16 protein-coding genes and 3 pseudogenes are annotated in these 17,107 nt (G+C 70.2%); 16 read left to right on the top strand and 3 right to left on the bottom strand.

Annotated elements, in window-relative coordinates; all coding sequences use genetic code 11:
* Window positions 1-26: 26 nt before the first annotated feature.
* The 3 genes and pseudogenes from ACZ6R6_RS26745 to ACZ6R6_RS26735 all read left to right on the top strand — a co-directional run.
* A complete protein-coding gene (locus tag ACZ6R6_RS26745; RefSeq protein WP_470097693.1) occupies window positions 27-161 on the top strand; it encodes a hypothetical protein in 135 nt (44 codons plus the stop codon).
* A gap of 251 nt (window positions 162-412) precedes the next feature.
* On the top strand, window positions 413-1,084 hold the full coding sequence (locus ACZ6R6_RS26740; protein ID WP_470097691.1) for an NAD(P)-dependent oxidoreductase: 672 nt from the start codon (window positions 413-415) through the stop codon (window positions 1,082-1,084).
* Between the two features lie 31 nt (window positions 1,085-1,115).
* A pseudogene (locus tag ACZ6R6_RS26735) lies at window positions 1,116-1,346 on the top strand (antibiotic biosynthesis monooxygenase family protein); the annotation flags it as partial.
* Between the two features lie 74 nt (window positions 1,347-1,420).
* Here the strand turns inward: ACZ6R6_RS26735 and ACZ6R6_RS26730 are convergent.
* Window positions 1,421-1,885, bottom strand: coding sequence for a DoxX family protein (locus tag ACZ6R6_RS26730; RefSeq protein WP_470097690.1), 465 nt, complete (start codon window positions 1,883-1,885; stop codon window positions 1,421-1,423).
* A 28-nt stretch (window positions 1,886-1,913) separates the two neighbouring features.
* On the bottom strand, window positions 1,914-2,360 hold the full coding sequence (locus ACZ6R6_RS26725; protein ID WP_470097689.1) for a carboxymuconolactone decarboxylase family protein: 447 nt from the start codon (window positions 2,358-2,360) through the stop codon (window positions 1,914-1,916).
* A 148-nt stretch (window positions 2,361-2,508) separates the two neighbouring features.
* Between ACZ6R6_RS26725 and ACZ6R6_RS26720 the strand changes: the two are divergent.
* From ACZ6R6_RS26720 to ACZ6R6_RS26700, 5 genes and pseudogenes are all read left to right on the top strand, one after another.
* Window positions 2,509-2,940 (top strand): annotated as a pseudogene (locus tag ACZ6R6_RS26720) (sigma factor); the annotation flags it as partial.
* Between the two features lie 247 nt (window positions 2,941-3,187).
* Entirely contained in the window at window positions 3,188-3,715 is a 528-nt protein-coding gene (locus ACZ6R6_RS26715) for a PadR family transcriptional regulator (protein WP_470097688.1), read from the top strand.
* On the top strand, window positions 3,715-4,407 hold the full coding sequence (locus ACZ6R6_RS26710) for an ABC transporter ATP-binding protein (RefSeq protein ID WP_470097829.1): 693 nt from the start codon (window positions 3,715-3,717) through the stop codon (window positions 4,405-4,407). Before ACZ6R6_RS26715 ends, ACZ6R6_RS26710 begins: the two co-directional genes overlap by 1 nt.
* The gene (locus tag ACZ6R6_RS26705; protein ID WP_470097686.1) at window positions 4,407-6,758 is read left to right on the top strand and encodes an FtsX-like permease family protein; all 2,352 of its coding nucleotides are present in this window, start codon (window positions 4,407-4,409) and stop codon (window positions 6,756-6,758) included. Before ACZ6R6_RS26710 ends, ACZ6R6_RS26705 begins: the two co-directional genes overlap by 1 nt.
* 95 nt (window positions 6,759-6,853) lie before the next feature.
* The gene (locus ACZ6R6_RS26700; RefSeq protein ID WP_470097684.1) at window positions 6,854-8,344 is read left to right on the top strand and encodes an alpha/beta hydrolase; all 1,491 of its coding nucleotides are present in this window, start codon (window positions 6,854-6,856) and stop codon (window positions 8,342-8,344) included.
* 556 nt (window positions 8,345-8,900) lie between these two features.
* Here the strand turns inward: ACZ6R6_RS26700 and ACZ6R6_RS26695 are convergent.
* On the bottom strand, window positions 8,901-10,133 hold the full coding sequence (locus ACZ6R6_RS26695; protein WP_470097682.1) for a serine hydrolase domain-containing protein: 1,233 nt from the start codon (window positions 10,131-10,133) through the stop codon (window positions 8,901-8,903).
* Window positions 10,134-10,317: 184 nt separating this feature from the next.
* Here ACZ6R6_RS26695 and ACZ6R6_RS26690 point away from each other — a divergent pair, with 184 nt between their 5' ends.
* From ACZ6R6_RS26690 to ACZ6R6_RS26655, 8 genes and pseudogenes are all read left to right on the top strand, one after another.
* The gene (locus tag ACZ6R6_RS26690; RefSeq protein WP_470097680.1) at window positions 10,318-10,455 is read left to right on the top strand and encodes a hypothetical protein; all 138 of its coding nucleotides are present in this window, start codon (window positions 10,318-10,320) and stop codon (window positions 10,453-10,455) included.
* 4 nt (window positions 10,456-10,459) lie between these two features.
* Complete coding sequence (locus tag ACZ6R6_RS26685) at window positions 10,460-11,236, top strand: MerR family transcriptional regulator (RefSeq protein WP_470097678.1); 777 nt, start codon at window positions 10,460-10,462, stop codon at window positions 11,234-11,236.
* A 716-nt stretch (window positions 11,237-11,952) separates the two neighbouring features.
* Window positions 11,953-13,416: an MFS transporter gene (locus ACZ6R6_RS26680; protein WP_470097676.1), complete on the top strand. Its 1,464-nt coding sequence runs from the start codon at window positions 11,953-11,955 to the stop codon at window positions 13,414-13,416.
* 40 nt (window positions 13,417-13,456) lie between these two features.
* Complete coding sequence (locus tag ACZ6R6_RS26675) at window positions 13,457-14,716, top strand: cytochrome P450 (RefSeq protein ID WP_470097674.1); 1,260 nt, start codon at window positions 13,457-13,459, stop codon at window positions 14,714-14,716.
* Window positions 14,717-14,736: 20 nt separating this feature from the next.
* Window positions 14,737-14,934, top strand: coding sequence for a ferredoxin (locus ACZ6R6_RS26670; protein ID WP_470097672.1), 198 nt, complete (start codon window positions 14,737-14,739; stop codon window positions 14,932-14,934).
* Window positions 14,935-14,969: 35 nt separating this feature from the next.
* Window positions 14,970-15,110, top strand: a complete 141-nt coding sequence (locus tag ACZ6R6_RS26665) for a hypothetical protein (protein WP_470097670.1) — start codon at window positions 14,970-14,972, stop codon at window positions 15,108-15,110.
* A 651-nt stretch (window positions 15,111-15,761) separates the two neighbouring features.
* Window positions 15,762-16,664 (top strand): endo-beta-N-acetylglucosaminidase H, encoded by a 903-nt coding sequence (locus ACZ6R6_RS26660; RefSeq protein WP_470097669.1) that lies wholly within the window; start codon window positions 15,762-15,764, stop codon window positions 16,662-16,664.
* A 50-nt stretch (window positions 16,665-16,714) separates the two neighbouring features.
* Window positions 16,715-16,927: pseudogene (locus ACZ6R6_RS26655) on the top strand (hypothetical protein); the annotation flags it as partial.
* Between the last annotated feature and the right edge of the window lie 180 nt (window positions 16,928-17,107).

Below are 17,107 nucleotides of genomic sequence, written 5' to 3'. Positions count from 1 at the left end.
CACGCTTCGCGCATCTTCGTCTGAACGTGGACGACGACATCATCGTCGAAGGCGTGCCGATGACGAGGAGGTCGAACGCGTTCTCTCCCGATTCGATCTGGGCGGGGTCCACGCCGCCGGCGACCACGACGACGATTGAGCCGCTCGGATCCGGCGCTTGAACGTGGCCACCGGTCGCGGCGGGCGACCGGGAACGATGGGTGTGAGGTGCTGCGCCCAGGTGTGTCCCCCGTCCAGGGGCAGCGCGCGTTCCGCGCACCCGGAAGCCGAGCAGGGGCGAGTTGCCCGGTGTCACATTTCCACCGCGCGCCGGGTCATTGAGCCGATGGAACGGACTCGGCCGGCGGCCGTCCACGAGCGGGGGGCACCTGTTCCGGCACCCCCTTTTCAACGAACCTGGAGGGATTCGTCCATGAAACTCACCGTCTTCGGCGCCAGTGGTGGCGTCGGTCGGCATCTGCTCGACCAGTCTCTGGCCAAGGGGCACGACGTTACGGCCGTCGTACGGGATCCGGCCAAGCTGGACGGGCAGCCTGTCCGCGTCGTGCGTGCCGCTGACATGGCCACGGCCGAGGTCGCGACCCTGCTGCCCGCCGTCGAAGGAGCCGACGCCGTTCTGTCGGCACTCGGCCCGCCGAACAACGCCGCGGCCGGGGTGGCCTCCAGAGGCACCAAGGCGATCCTCGCGGCGATGCGGGCCGCCGGGACCCGCCGGCTGATCGTGGTGAGCGCCGCCCCGGTGGGCACCACCCCCTCTCCCGGCCGCCCCAACCCGCCCCGGCACGACCCTGGCGATGGGCTGTTCCTGCGTTACCTGGTGTATCCGATTGTCAAGGCCGCGCTACGTCCGCAGTACCTGGACCTGGCCGTCATGGAGGACGCCGTGCGCGACAGCGGCTTGGACTGGACGTTGCTCAGGCCGGTTCAGCTGACCGACAAGCCGGTGACCGGCGCTTACCGGACGGCGGTGGGGCAGAACGTGCTGGGCGGCCGGTACGTCTCGCGCGCAGACGTGGCCCACGCCATGCTCGCGGTGCTTGACCGGCCGGAAACGGTCGAGCAGGTCATCGGCATGGCCAACTGACGCTCTCGTCGCCGACCGCAAGGGAGAAATCATGAAGGAAGTTCCGATCACCCGTACCGAAACGCCTGTCGACGAGCCGATCACCATGATCAACGCTTTCACCGTACCGGTGGAGGAGTCGGAGGCGTTCCTGCCGCTGTGGCGGGAGAACGCCGAGATCATGGCCAGGCAGCCGGGATTCATCCGCGCCCGGCTGCACCGATCGATGATCGACGACGCTGAGCTACGGTTCGTCGACGTGGCCCAGTGGGAGAGTGGGAGGCGGCTGGAAGAGGCGGCGAGCGCGAGTCGGCATGGCCATGATCACCAGCTGGATCATGGCCATGCCGGTTTCCCCTACCGAACGGTCGACGCCCGGCCGACCGACGGGCTCGGCGCCGTGCGGGCACTGCGGTCGTCGAGGGGACGGAGAAGGTCCCGCCAGTCCGATGGCCGGTTCGCCAGCGCTACGCCGATCATGATGATCAGGTGCACCGGCGCCGATACCTCCTCATACAAGGGGGCGACATCGACGAGATGGGTCGTCACCGCGCCGATCAGCACGGACACCAGTCCCGCGGCGCCGATGAACCTGACCCGACGCCGCGGGACGATCATCATTAGCCCGAGGACGAGCTCCAGGGCGCCGACTACGAACCGCATCCACGGTGGCCAACCCCAGTCGGCGAACTTCTCCGCGTAGGCCGGACCGAAGAATGTCGGCCCGGGCCAGAACTTGGTGACAGAGCCGATGAGGAACGACACGGCCAGATACCAGTAAAGGGTCGTGGACAGCCGTCGCGGCCAGATACGTGCGGTCATGAGCACTCCGTCGTGTTCGCCACGCGACTCAGCCCCGCTTCTGGCCCGCGGGCTGCCGGGTGGCGACGTTGAGCCGGTTCGACAGGTTCGTCACCGCCGCCATCAGAACGATCGCGGCCAGCCCCGCTCCGTCGTAATGCCGGGCCGCCTCCTCCCAGATCTGGTCGGGGACCGGGTCGGTACGGTCGGCGAGCCGGGTGGCGGCCTCGGTGAGGGCCGGCGCGGCCCGCTCGGCGTCGGTGAAGTACGGCGCCTCCCGCCAGGCCACGACCAGCCCCATCCGCTCATCGCTCTCGCCGCTCTTCCCGGCGGTACGGACACCCGACTCCACGCAGGGGCCGCAACCGTTGATCTGGCTGGCGCGCAGGTGCACCAGCTCCAGCGTGCTCTCCGGCACGCCGCCCGTACGGGCGGCCTTGAAGAGCTCCTGGACGGGTGCCATCGCCTCCGACAGGACGACGGCAGGATTCTTCATCCGTGCTTGCATGTGTTTCTCCGCTCCGTTGGCTGGACTTCCGCCCTGACGACACGCCGTGAGGAGAGGTTGTGACGGCGAGCCGTCTGTCACATCTCCGAGGTTTTTTCTGTCATCCGTTACAGGCAGCACGAGGGGGACGGGGTCAATGGAGGAGAAGGACCTGCTGGCCGGCTGGTTCCAGCAGCATCGCGACCATCTGTGGGCAGTGGCCTACCGGCTGCTCGGCTCGTCAAGCGAGGCCGACGACGCGCTCCAGGAGGCATGGCTACGGCTCAGCCGCGCCGGCACGGAGGACGTGCGGAACGTGCCGGGCTGGCTCACCACGATCGTCGCACGGGTAGCGCTGAACATGCTGCGCGACCGCAGGACGCGCCGCGAGGAGCCGCTACGCGCCTCCGGGCCGGACCCGATGGCCGACCCTCCCGAGGCGGACGGCCCCGAGCACGAGGTGGTCATCGCCGACTCGGTCGGCTTGGCTCTGCTGGTGGTGCTCGACATGCTCGCGCCCGCGGAACGGATCGCGTTCGTCCTGCACGACATGTTCGCTGTGCCGTTCGGCGAGATCGCGTTGATCGTGAACCGTTCGCCTGCCGCGGCCCGGCAACTGGCCAGCCGCGCCCGCCGACGCGTACAGCGGACGACGGCCCCCGACTCCGGGACCGATCCCGCCAGGCAGCGGGAGATCGTCGCCGCCTTCCAGGCCGCGTCACGTGGCGGTGACTTCGCGGCCCTGCTCGCGCTGCTCGACCCCGACGTGGAGATACGAGATCGGCTCCGAGCCAGGCTAGACATTGAGTGTATAGACGGTGTGTATAGTGATCGGCATGTCAGTTGGCTTTGCTCTCTTGGGCTTGTTGGAATCCGGTCCCCGCCACGGTTACGACCTGAAGCGCTCCTACGACGAACGGTTCGGCCAGGGCCGGGCGCTGCACTACGGCCAGGTCTACGCGACCCTCGCGCGGCTGCTGAAGAACGGCCTCGTGGAGGTGGAGTCCGAACCGGGCGACGGCCCGGACCGCAAACGGTACGCGATCACCTCGGCCGGCGTCACCGACGTGGCCGGCTGGCTGGCCCAGCCGGAGAAGCCCGAGCCGTACCTGCAGAGCACCCTCTACACCAAGGTCGTCCTGGCTCTGCTCACCGGCCGGGACGCCGCCGACCTGCTGGACACCCAGCGCACCGAGCACCTGCGGCTGATGCGCGAGCTGACCCGCCGCAAGAGCGACGGCGACCTGGCCGACCAGCTCATCTGCGACCACGCCCTGTTCCACCTGGAGGCCGACCTGCGCTGGCTCGAACTGACCGCGGCCAGGCTGGACCAGCTCGGCGACCAGGTGCGGGGGGACGCGTGATGAGCCGCCCGACCCCGAACGCGCCGCTGCTGGTCGCCGAGAACCTTGTCAAGAGCTTCGGTGCCACCCCGGCCCTGGACGGCGCCTCGCTGCAGGTGCACTCCGGAGAGGTGCTGGCGCTGCTGGGGTCGTCCGGCTCCGGCAAGTCCACGCTGCTGCACTGCCTGGCCGGGATCCTCACCCCGGACTCCGGCCGGGTGAGCTACGCAGGTCAGGACATGGCGGCCATGTCGGACGCGCAGCGCAGCGCGCTGCGCCGCACCGAGTTCGGTTTCGTGTTCCAGTTCGGGCAGCTGGTGCCGGAGCTGACCTGCCTGGAGAACGTGGCGCTGCCGTTGCGGCTGGCCGGGACGCGGCGGCGGGAGGCGACCCGGCGGGCGGCCGGCCTGCTGGAGCGGCTGGAAGTCGCGGACGTGGCGGACAAGCGGCCCGGCCAGGCGTCCGGCGGGCAGGGCCAGCGGGTGGCGGTGGCCCGCGCGCTGGTCACCGGACCTCGGGTGATCTTCGCCGACGAGCCGACGGGAGCGTTGGACTCGCTCAACGGGGAGCGGGTGATGCAGCTGTTCACCGCGGCGGCCCGGGAGACCGGCGCGGCGGTGGTGCTGGTCACCCACGAGGCGCGGGTCGCCGCGTACTCCGACCGGGAGGCCACGGTCCGTGATGGCCGCGTCCGCGAGCAGGAGTACGTCTGATGAGCGCGGGCGGCGCGCCGCGGCGCGGTGCCTTCGCGCGGTGGGTCGGCGAGCTGGCGTTGGGGATGCGGTTGAGCGTGGCGGGCGGCCGTTCAGGTTGGGCCCGGCTCGCGATGATCTCGCTCGGGGTGGGACTCGGGGTGGCGATGCTGCTCATCGCCGCCAGCCTCCCGACCATGGTGGCGGCCCGCGACGCCCGGCTCGCCGCCCGTGACGTGGACTGGACGCAGTCGATGCCCAGCGGCGCCGGCACCTTGCTCATCGACAGAGCGGACACGCAGTACCGAGGCAGGGAGATCTACGGGCGGCTGGTGCAGTTCGAGGGGGAGCGGGCCCCGCTGCCGCCGGGGGTGTCGCGGCGGCTTGCCTCCGGCGAGATGGCGATCTCGCCTGCCCTGGCCCGGCTGCTCGCCGCCGACGAGGGGGCGCTGCTGCGCGGCCGGTGGGGCGCGCGCGTGGTCGGCACTATCGGCGTGGAAGGACTGGCCGGTCCCGGCGAGTACGCCTTCTACCTGGGCACCGACCGGCTCACCGAAGACTCCGCCACCCGGGTGCGGTCGTTCGGCGGGTGGGACCTCGACGAGGGAGTGCCGCCGGTGCTGATGCTGCTGGGAGTGGTCGGGCTGGTCGTGCTGCTGCTGCCGGTGGCGATCTTCGTGACCACCGCGGTGCGCTTCGGCGGCGAGGCCCGTGACCGCCGGCTGGCCGCGCTGCGGCTGGTCGGTGCGGACGCCGCCATGACCCGGCGGATCGCCGCCGGGGAGACCCTGGCCGGCGCCCTGCTGGGGCTGGCCGTCGGCGGGCTGTTCTACGTCGCCGTGCGCGTGCCGGCCGAATGGATCCTCCCGGCCGGCATGAGCTTCTACCCTGCCGACTTCCGGCCGGTCCCGGTTCTGGCGGTGCTGGTGGTCGCGATGGTGCCGGTCGCGGCGGTGCTGGTGACGCTGTCCGCGCTGCGGCGGGTGGTGGTCGAGCCGCTCGGCGTGGTCAGGCTCAGTGGTGACCGCCGCCGGCGGCTGTGGTGGAGGCTGATGCTGCCCGCGGCCGGACTGGTCCTGCTGTACCCGTTGCGCAGCGGGCTCTCCGAGCAGGCGACGGGGTTCGAGTTCCAGGTCATGGCGGGGGTGGCGGCCCTGCTGGTCGGCGTGGCCCTGTTGCTGCCCTGGGTGGTGGAGGCGACGGTCCGCCGGCTGGGGGGCGGAGGCGTCGCCTGGCAGTTGGCGGTCCGCCGGTTGCAGCTGGACAGCGGCACCGCGGTGCGGGCGGTGTCCGGCATCGCCGTCGCGGTCGCCGGCGTGATCGCGTTGCAGGGGCTGCTCGCCGCCGTCCAGGCCCAGAACACCGCAGAGAACCGGCGCGACACCGACCGGTTCCAGGCCGAGGTGTTCCCCACGTCCAGGCTCGGCGGGTCCGGCGCCGACCGGGCGACCGAGCTGAGGCGCTGGGAGAGCGCGTTGCACAACGCCCCCGGCGTCCGTGCTGCCGCCGCCGTGGCATCGGTGAAGGCCGTCCCCGCCGGATCCGCCGCCGCACCGGACGCCTTCACCAATCTGCTGGTCGGGGACTGCGCCGTGCTGCGGCAGGAGGCCCAGCTCGGCGCCTGCGCCGACGGCGACACGTTCGTCGTCGTCTCGTCGGCGCCGCCACCCCGCCCCGGTACCGCCTACACCCTCGGCGAGGCCACGAAGACGGCAGCCGGACCGCTTCCGCGGTGGACCCTGCCCGCCACGGTCCGCACCGTCCAGCCGCACCCCGGGCCCGTCCAGCCGACGGTCGCAACTGTCCTGGCCACCCCCGCGGCGCTGCGCGGCAGCCAGCCCATCCCGTCCGGCGTCACGCACTACGTCACGCTGGACCCGGCCGACCCCGACGCCCTCGACCGGCTCCGCAACGCCGCCGCCCGGGTGAACCCGACCGCCCACGTCCAGCTGATCGAGTCGCGGGCACTCGACGATACCCTGGTGACCATCAGGCAGGGGCTCCTCGCCGGCGCCACTGCGCTGCTGCTGCTCATCGGCGCCAGTCTGCTGGTCAACATCGCCGAGCAACTCCGCGAACGGCGCCGGCTGCTCGCCGTGCTCGTCGCCTTCGGCACCCGCCGCAACACCCTGAGCGGATCGGTCCTCCACCAGATCGCCATTCCGATCATGCTCGGCCTCACCCTGGCCGTTCTGACCGGCACCGGACTGTCGGTGATCCTGCAGGCCGCCGCCGGCGCCTCGATCCGGCTCGACTGGCTCGGCATCGGTGCCACCTCCGGCGCCGCCGCCCTGGTCGTCCTGCTGACCACCACGGCCAGCCTGCCGCTGCTGTGGCGACTGACCAAGCCCGGTGGACTGCGCAGCGAATAGAACCCACGACACCCACGACCCCTCCGACGCCCCCGCGTCGTCGCCGGTATGCCGAGCTGACACCGCCCGTACCGGCCAGAACGAGAAGGCATGACATGAGACGACAAGTCTGGGCCGGCGCGGCCCTCACCGCGCTGGTGACCAGTGCGGCGCTCGGCATCGCGCCGGTGCGCGCGGACTCGCAGGGCGAGCCGCGTTCCGTGACGGAGAGCATCGGCTGGAAGCCGTGTCCGGACACGCCGGCGGTGGAGTGCGGCGGCGTGACCGTGCCGATCGACTGGTCCCAACCGGACGGACCGGCGATCGAGATCGCGCTCGCCCGGCGGAAGGCCACAGACCCGAGCGCACGCATCGGCTCCATCCTGATCAACCCGGGCGGCCCGGGAGCATCGGGCGTGGAGGACGTCCAGGCGGACGCCATAGGCGGCAGTTTCTCCGCCGACGTGCGCCGCCGCTTCGACCTCGTCGGGTTCGACCCCCGGGGCGTGGGCCGCAGCCACCTGATCCGGTGCCGGCCCACGACGTTGCAGCCCCCCGACGTGCTGCCCACCACGGCGGAGCAGTTCCGCCGCCTCCGCGAGCTCAACCGGGCGTACGGCGACAGCTGCCGGAAGCTGAGCGGGCCGCTGGTCGACCTCGTGGACAACAAGAGCGTCGTCCGGGACATGGACGCGATCCGGGCCGCCCTCGGCGAGCGCGAGCTGACCTACTACGGCAACTCGTACGGCACCCTGATGGGCCAGCAGTACGCCCAGATGTTCCCGCACCGGGTCCGTGCGATGGTGCTCGACAGCACCATGGACCACAGCCAGGCCACGACGTGGAGTTTCCTGCGCAGTGAGGCGAAGGCCGTGCAGGAGAGCTTCGACCAGTACGTGGCCTGGTGCCGGCGCTCGACCGACTGCGCGCTGCACGGCAGGGACGTCCGCCGCGTCTTCGCCGAGCTGTACGCCAGAGCCGAACGGGGGGAGCTGATCGATCCGCGTACGACGGAGAAGATCAGCCTCATCGAACTGCTCCTCGACACCCAATACGCCTTCATCGGCCCGTACTGGAAGTCGTTGTCGGAGGACCAGGAGAAACTGCTGGCGGGCAAGCCGGAGCCGGCGGTCACCGCCACGCCGAAGCTGGTCGCGGAGAAGCCGGTCGAGGACCCGGCCACGCCCATCTTCTGCCAGGACTGGAGAGTGCCGGTCCGCAACGTCGACGAGGTGCAGGCATACCGCCGAAAACTCGCTCAGGTGGCGCCGGACATGAAACTACCCGCACAGGCCTGGGCCTCGACCATGACGTGCGTCGGCTGGCCGGCCCGGGCGCGCAACCCGCAGGAGCCGCTGCGGTGGAAGGGCGTGCCCCCGGTGCTGATGCTCAACAGCCGGTACGACCCGGTCACACCGTACGAGTGGGCCCAGAACGTGGCGCGCCAGCCGGGTACGGTGCTGCTCACCTACGACGGGTGGGGCCATGGGGTGTACTCGATGGACAGCGGCTGCGTCACTGCGGCGACCGAGCGGTACCTGATCAGCCTGCGGACGCCGGCGCGCGGTGCGCACTGTCCGGCCATCGAGCCGCCGGCCGGTGGCTGACCCGGCTCGGCGTAGCAGGCGCTTGGAGCCGGTGATCAGGTGGATCACCGAAGGCTTGGGATCGCCCGCGGACCCCGAGCCGGGCGACCACATCGGCACAGGCCGACGGACCCCGGATGGGTGCTCACCCGGCTCCTGCGTGTCTTGAAGCAGGCGCCGCATCCACGCGGGGTGGATACGGCGCCTGCCCGGCGATCAGGGGAGGCGGAGGGAGAGGGCGCGGAATTCCTCCATCCCGGCGACCGTGGTGTCGGGGTCGCGATGGTGGAGGCCGACCATGCCGAGGGCGCAGGACCACCGGGCATCGCGTTCTCGCCGGCGGCCTCGCCGTTCGGGCTGATCAGGCCCAGGCCGGCCGCGACCCGGATGAGCGCCATGGCGAAGAGCACGAACCGCCCGAACGCCGCCGGCCGCTCTGGGACGCCGGCATCCTCTTGCCGCCCTCGTCTCTGACGGGATCGCCCTCGTCTTTTGACGGGATCGTCGATCGGTTGTGCCCGCTCGGCCCGGCGTCTGCGCATGTGGACCGGCCACGCCGAGCTCAGCGAGTGCGTTGTCAGTCGCCGATGGCCTGGTAGAGCGTGGTCCAGAAGTCGTGGATGAGCCGCATCGAATCCGGGGTGGACAGCCCGACCTGGGTGAGCAGGATTCCGGTGAGCTGGTTGTCCGGGTCGGCGTAGGCCGTGGTGCCGCTGCCGCCGTCCCAGCCGAACTGGCCGACGGGCGCGTAGTCGCCACGGTAGGTGCGCACCGCCATCCCGAAGCCCCAGCCGCCCTGCTGCCCCTGGCCGAACATGATATGGACGTTGTTCCTGTACATGGCGTCCCGGGCGGCTTGTTGCTCGGGCGTGAGGTGATTGGTGGTCATCAGCTCGACGGCGGGCCGGGACAGGATCCGTTCGCTCCCGTGCATGCCGTGATTCAGCAGCATCTGGAAGTAGGCGTGGTAGTCGTCGACGGTGGAGACCAGCCCGCCGCCGCCGCCCTGGAAGGCCGGAGGCCGGCTGAGCCTTCCACCTGCCGCCTCGTCCCACACATGGAACTCTCCGGTCTGCGGGTCGGGCCCGTAGAGGGGCGGCAGCCGGTCGATCTTGCCGGCCGGCACGTGGAAGGCGGTGTCCTTCATGCCCAGCGGATCGAGGATGCGCTCGCGCAGGAACGTCTCCAACGGCCGGCCCGTGACCCTGGCGACAAGCACGCCGACTACCTCGTTGCTGAGGTCGTACTGCCACCGCTCTCCGGGCTGGTACGACAGCGGCAGCTCGCCGAGGCGGCGCATCCACTCGTCCGGGTCAGGCGCCGGCCCGGATGCCACGCTGTAGTCGGTCCGCTCGAAGGTCGCGGCCCTGATCGGGGAGTCCAGCAACGCGAAATCCACTCCGAGTCCGAACGTGGAGGTCAACAGGTCCCGTACGGTGATCGGTCGCCGCGCCGGCACGGTGTCGTCCAGCGGGCCGTCGGGCCGCTTCAGCACCCGCCGGTCGGCGAGTTCGGGCAGCCACCGATCGACCGGGTCGTCCAGCCGCAGCCGGCACTCATCGAGCAGGGCCATCGCCGCCGCCATCGTGACCGGCTTGGACGTGGACGCCATCCGGAAGATGGTGTCGCGGCGCATCGGCGCGCCACCGTCATGGCGCATCGTCCCGAGCGCTTCGACGTGCGTCTGTCCGCCCCGGCCGACCAGGGCGACCAGCCCGGGAATCTTCCCGGAATCGACATGCCGTGCCAGCACCTCGCGCAGCCTGCGCAGCCCCGCTTCGGAGAAGCCGCTGTTGCTTTTACCCATCATGAACGGTCATTCCTTGTCTCGCGATAGTAGGCGTTGGGCACAGCTCGAAAGCGCAACGGCGGCCCTGGTGGCTACCGACCCCTTCGAGGCGGCCATGCGATGAGCGTGCACCCTGACCCAAGGTCAAGGTCAACTCCTGTCGCGACCAGAGGAGCTGGAACAGATACGCGCTATCCTCGCCTCTGTGATCGCCCGCAACCCATACTTCAAGGCGAGCGCGGAGGTCGCCAGCGACCACGGCTCGATCCTGCGCGAGGACTTCCGCGCTGTCGCCGACGCGGTTCGCGAGACCGCAGCCGCCCACGATCTGGAAGCGCGCTGAGCCGATGGCAGACGGGCTCACGATCGGTCAGGCGGCGGCGTTCGTCGGCGTCACGATCAAGACCGTGCGGCACTACCACCGGCTCGGCCTGGTCGCCGAGCCGGAACGCGACGGTTCCGGCTACCGACGCTACCGATCGGCCGACCTGCTCCGGCTGGTCCAGGCCAGGACTCTGGCCAGGGCCGGCGTGCCGCTGGCCGAGATCGGTGACCTGCTCGACGCCGATCCCGAGCGGTTCGCCGCCGCCCTGGACGACGTCCATCGTCGGCTCACCGAACAGATCGAGGACCTGATCGCGCGCCGCGACACGCTGCACCGGCTCGACCATGGCGACCGGGCCCTGCTGCCCGACCGGGCCTGCGCGGTCTTGGAGCGACTCGCCGATCTCGGCTTCGGTTCCGACTACGTGGCCACTCAACGGGAGGCTCTGGTGCTGGCCCGGGCGCTGATTCCGGAGATCTTCGACAGCTTCCTGACCCAGCTCGAACATTCGCTCGACGACCCCGAGTTCGTCGAGCTGACCAAGCGCGGCTTGGACGCGAGGTCCTGGGATCCGGACGACCCGCGGATCGAGAAACTGGCCTCCGCGCTGGCTGGCAAGCTGCTGGCCAACCGTGCGGTGCTGGCGACGCCGACCGGCTTCGGGAACCAGTCCGACGCCGCCGCCCGGTACGGACTGGTCAACCATCACCGAGCAGACCAGGAGCCGTCCATCGCCCGGTTGAACGCGCTGGTCGAGGCGGACCTGCGCGCGGCCGGCATCGACATCCCGCATCAGTGACGGCCGCCCAGCAGGCCCGGTGCTGTGGCGGGACACCCGCCCTGGCCCGCCACGCCCAGACCGGGACCCGTCCAGCGGACGGGCCACGCGTACAGCCAGTGACCTGCACGGCCGTCGTAGCTGACGTCGTATGGCAGTTCCCTTACCGGTCCCCGAGCCGACGAAGAGCAGACGTACGTGCGGCTGCCGATCGACCGTCCGAGCCCATGGCCTCCGGGCTCGCGATCATCCCACCGGCAACATGATCCGCATCCAGGAGCCGCGCTGAGCCGTCCGCCTACCGCGTCAAGATGGTGGACCTGAGCCGTCCGGCTCTTGCGGTCATGACCCGCACCGCGCTGACGGCACCGTGAAGGAGTCGGCGCACGACGCCGGTGCCGGCCGGCCAGGAACACCGGCCCGCTGGTACGGCCGGCGGACGGGGCAGGACCCGGGCGGTGGCGGTGGCGGTGGCCCAGTTCATGTATTCGAAAGCGCCGCCCTTGGAGGTGACACGGGCGCGGCGGAACTCCGGGGCGAGGTCTTCGCCGTTGAAGGTGAGGATTTCCTCGGCGCGGGCGGCCGTGTCGTACAGCAGTCTCCAGAGGACTCTTTCCCGCAGGGCGAGCGGGGGCAGGGTTCCACCGCGGCTTGAGGGTTTTCCTCCATCGGCCCAGCACCGTGGACAACACGCGGCTGGAAGTCTCCGGGACCTGTTCAACGACAGGCTTGGAGCCATGAGCGATGGCTACCACGAACAGCCCGGCGGCGCGGAGCCCGGCATCGAGACATCCGTCCCGCCAGCGTGGCGGGAACTGCTGGGCCGGGAGTATCTCGGTGCGGCTGTCGTGCTGGCCGGCGGAGTGCTTGTCGGTGCGATCAACATCTATCTGGCGGCGAGCCTGCTGCCGACCGCGGTGGCCGATCTCGGCGGCGCGAGCTTCTACGCCTGGAACATGACGGTCTACCTCGTCGCCATGGTGATCGCGACGATGCTCACCGGCCGGTCCCTGTCACTGTGGGGGAACGTCGGCGCCTACCTTCTCGGCTTCGCCATGTTCACCGCGGGCTCGCTGGCCTGCGCGCTGAGCCCGGCGATGGCGTTGCTGCTGGCCTCCCGGGGCGTGCAGGGGCTCGGCGCCGGGCTGCTGTCCGGGCTGGGATTCGCCGTCATCCGATCGGCGCTGCCGGCCCGGCTGTGGACACGCGGCGCCGCGCTGATGTCGGCGATGTACGGCGTCGGCAACTTCGCCGGTCCGGCGCTCGGCGGCCTGTTCGCCCAGTTCGGGTCGTGGCGGCTGGCGTTCGCGGCGATGGCGGTGATCGGGACCGGATGCGGTGCGCTCGTACCTCGTGTGCTGCCGCGCAGCGAACGCGGCGGCGGGCGGGTGCCGGTCCCGGCCGGGTCGCTGCTGCTGATCACGGGGGCCGCCGGGGCCGTGAGCATGGCGGGGGTCGTGGCCGGCACGCCGGCGAAGGCCGCCGGCATCGCGGTGGCGCTGCTGCTGGTGGCCGGATTCGTCGTACATGAGCGGCGCAACGAGTTGCGGGTCTTCCCGCGGACGACGTACCAGAAGGGGGCGTCGTTGAAGTGGATCTACCTGACGCTGGGGCTGCTGGCCTTCGGCGTCGCGGCCGAGTCGTTCTTGCCGCTGTTCGGTCAGCGGCTGGCCGGGCTGCCACCCCTCGCGGCGGGGTTCTTCGCCGCGGCCATCTCACTCGGCTGGTCGCTCACCCAGATCGGCAGCTCGTCGGTGACAGGGCAGCGTGCGGTGCGCCGGCTGCGCGTACTCGGCCCGGTGCTGCTGGCGCTCGGCCTCGTCGTTCAGGGGCTGCTGCAGCGCGAGGACACGCCGATCTGGCTGGTACTGGTCTGGGTGCCGGTGCTGTTCGTCGCCGGTGCGGGAATCGGCCTGGCCTACCCGCACCTGTCCGTGGCCGCGATGTCCAGCACCTCCGATCCGGAGGAGGGCGGACGGGCGGCCGCGGCGATCGCCACCGTGACGAGCCTGGCGATCGCGTTCGGCACGGCGGTGGCCGGGGCCCTGGTCAACCTGGGCGGGTCGATGCTCGACGCGGCACGGTACGTACTGTTCGGGCTCGCGATCATCTGCGCGGTCGGCGCTCTCACCGCACGAGCCGCCGATCGCACGGACCGGAAGGAGCCCGCCGATCAAGCCCCGCTTCATCGAGGATCGTGACCCGATGCCCGGCTCAGGACCTCGATCCCCTGTTCGGCGCATGCCTGACATCATCGCCGACCGCAATTCGAAACAAGGAGATCCCATGGCTGACGACCTGTCAGAGCCACAGATGTTCCCGATGGCTCGTGCGGCGCCATGTCCGTTCGATCCGGCACCGGAGCTGGGCCGCCGGATCAAGGAAGCGCCGGTTTCACGCGTGAGGCTGTGGGACGGCAGCACCCCCTGGGTGGTCACCCGCTACGCGGATGCCCGCGCGGTGCTCGCCGATCCGCGCGTCAGCGTAGACGTCGCAGAACCCGGCTTCCCGCACACCAACGCGGTGAGCAAGGCCCGCGACGCGCAGATGAAGACGCTGATGCAGATGGATGCGCCGGAGCACATCGCGCAGCGGCGGCTCATGACCGCGGACTTCATGATCAAAAAAATGGAGGCGCTGCGGCCCAGGATCCAGCAGATCGTCGATGACCTCATCGATGAGATGCTCGCCGGCCCGAACCCGGCCGACCTGGTGGAGGCGATCGCGCTACCGGTTCCCACGCTGGTGATCTGCGAGCTGCTGGGAGTGCCCTACGCCGACCGCGCCTTCTTCCAGCGCGTGGCGGGCGCGCTGGTCATGGACGAGGGCGACCCCGCGCAGGCCATGGCCGCCAGCGAGGAACTGAACGTCTACCTGGACGCCCTGGTGGACAGCAAGAACGCCGAACCGGGCGACGACGTCCTCAGCAGGCTGGCCGTCGAACAGTATCGCAGTGGCGCGATGACCCGGCGGGAGATCTCCACGATGGGTCAGCTCCTGCTGGTGGCCGGGCACGACACCACCGCGAACATGATCGCGCTGGGTACGGCCGCGCTGCTGGCACACCCGGAGCAACTGGCAGCGGTGCGCGACGGGGATGCGGGGCTGGTGGCCAACGCCGTCGAAGAACTCCTGCGCTATCTGTCCATCACTCACACCGAGGCCCGCCGCGTCGCGCGGGAGGACCTCGAGATCGGCGGCCGGCTGATCCGCAAGGGTGAAGGCATCATCGTGGTGAAAAGCACCGCCAACCGCGACCCGTCGGCCTTCCCCGCCCCCGGCACTCTCGACGTCCGCCGCAAGGCCCGTCACCACGTCGCCTTCGGCTACGGCGCCCACCAGTGTCTGGGCCAGTCACTGGCCCGAGTGGAACTGCAGGTCGTCTACGGCACCCTCTACCGGCGTATCCCGACGCTGGCCCCGGCCGTGCCGCTGGAACACCTGACTTTCAAACACCGCGCCGTCTTCTACGGCGTCCGCGAACTGCCCGTCACCTGGTAAATCTCCGAAGGAGAAAGCACATGAAGGTCACCGTCGATCAAGACGCCTGCGCCGGCTCGGGGCAATGCGTCCTCATCGCCCCCGACACGTTCGGCCAGCGCGATGAAGACGGCATCGTCACGCTCCTCCACGACAGCCCGGAACCGGGACTGCGGGAGGACGTCCGTGAGGCCGCCCGCATCTGCCCGGCCCTGGCGATCCAGCTGACCAGGTCGTGAACCAGCTTTCTCGCATCGTGATCGTAGGAGCTTCGGTGGCCGGTCTGACCGCCGCCGAGGCCCTGCGCCACAACGGGTTCACCGGTTCATCGACCCCGGGCGACGGCGAGGAGATGCATCTCCGCAGAGCGGACCCGCGCACGGCCAGTCGAGGCAGCGCTCGCTCCGGGCGGTGAGGCTGCCGTTGGCCAGATCGAGGGGCTTGGCGAGGCTGAGTGCCTTCCGCGAAGTGATTTCGGCGCGATCCGGCCCGGGGCGGGTCGGCTGGCCTGGGCGGCTGCTGCGGCATGCCGCCAGGCTTACTTCATGGAAGGGGGATTTGCCGGAAGAGAACCGGCGGCCACTGCCACTTTCCGACGTACTTGGCCTACCTCCCTCATAAGAACAGTTCGGCAGCTGGCCGCGCTCGCTCGGCGCTGGGTTCCGTCATCCGCCCGCTTCCTTGGTGCCCCGCCTTGGGCTGCGCAAGGAAGGGGTGTCTCCCCTCAACGACGGTTACGTTGAGTCGCGACTGATCGCAAATTGTGATGGGTCGGATCGTTCCGTGAAAGGACAGCCGATGCGACACATCTCCGCGCTCCTGGCCGCAGCCGCCGCCGGAGCCCCCGCGCTCACCTGTGCCGGCCCCGCCTCCGCCGCGTCGGGAGTCGTGGCCGGGCCGAGATCGCCCCCCCCTGCGCTGACGACATCTTGACAGCGGGCCCGGAGCTGCCGATGATCGATGCGCTATACCGATTTATCTCCGGCCCCCACCTGACTTGCTATCAGGTGGCGGGCTGGACTTAACCGCTATAGCAGACTGCCCCCCTGTGACGAGGAGTCGATCGATGAGTGCACCGCTGATGCGCAGAAGGACTCTGCTGTCAGTCCTGGCCGCGACCACCGCCGGTGTCGCGTTGCCCACCACGGCGCACGCCAAGCGCCGCTCACCCGCGAAGACCGGACCGATCTCGGTCGTCTACATCGAGGTCAACAGCGAGAGCATGACGAACGCCGCGAAGTACACGCTCGCCAGGGGCGGTGCTCAGGTGTTCGACATCGCGGTCATCTTCGCGGCCAACATCAACTACGACGGCACGAACGCCTACCTGCACTTCAACGAGAACGTGCAGCGGGTGCTCGACAACGTGGCGACCGAGGTCCGCCCGCTGCAGCAGAAGGGCATCAAGGTCCTGCTGTCGGTCCTCGGCAACCATCAGGGCGCCGGCTTCGCGAACTTCCCGTCGCGGCAGGCCGCTGACGCGTTCGCCCAGGAACTGGCCGACGCGGTGACGAGGTACGGGCTCGACGGCATCGACTTCGACGACGAGTACGTCGAGTACGGCAACAACGGCACCGGTCAGCCCAACGACTTCTCGTTCGTCTACCTGGTCTCGGCCCTGCGCGAGAAACTGCCGGACAAGCTCATCACGCTGTACGACATCGGCCCGGCCGCGGACCGCCTGAGCTACGACGGGGTGAGCATCGCCAACACCTTCGACTACGCCTGGAATCCGTGGTACGGCACCTGGTCCGTGCCGAGCGGCCCGAGCTCCAGGTCCCGTCTCTCCCCGGCCGCCGTGTCGTTCACCGCGACCAGTTCGTCCACCGCCGCGAGGCTCGCCCAGCGCACGGTCAACGAGGGGTACGGCGTCTTCCTCACCTACAACCTCACCGCGGCGAACACGGCCTCCTACATCTCGGCTTTCACCAACAAGCTCTACGGCAGCTCCGCCGTCTACAACCCCTAGACCCAATACCGTGTGGTTAGACACGGTGTGAGAGCGTCAAGCCCGCCGAAATACGTGCGGAGCTCCCGCTGGAACAGTGTCGACCAAGATCACTATTCGGCGGGAGCTCCGTTGGAGACCAAGTCCGTCATCGACCACGTCCGTGTGGTGCCATCGGACGCATTCGCCCCGGCCACCCGGGGGAGCTGACCCGACAACTGGCCTTCGACGTGGTCGATGAGGCGTTGCGCCAGACCCGCCGCACGCAACAGCGAGTACGTGACCTGCCCTCCCGGGGGTGGCCTTCCTCCTCCTGGCCGGGGCACTGTTGCCCGACCTGGGCTGGCGGCAAGGTGGACGAAGTGCTGCGGCTGACCGCCGCGGGCGAGGACATCCGCCTCGCCGACACCGCGCGTCCCGGCTTCGACCGGCTCTCCCCGGCCCTCGCCGGCTACGCCCGCCGG

Source organism: Streptosporangium sp. NPDC048886, from assembly GCF_055586905.1.
This window is presented reverse-complemented; position numbering and strand designations above follow the sequence as displayed.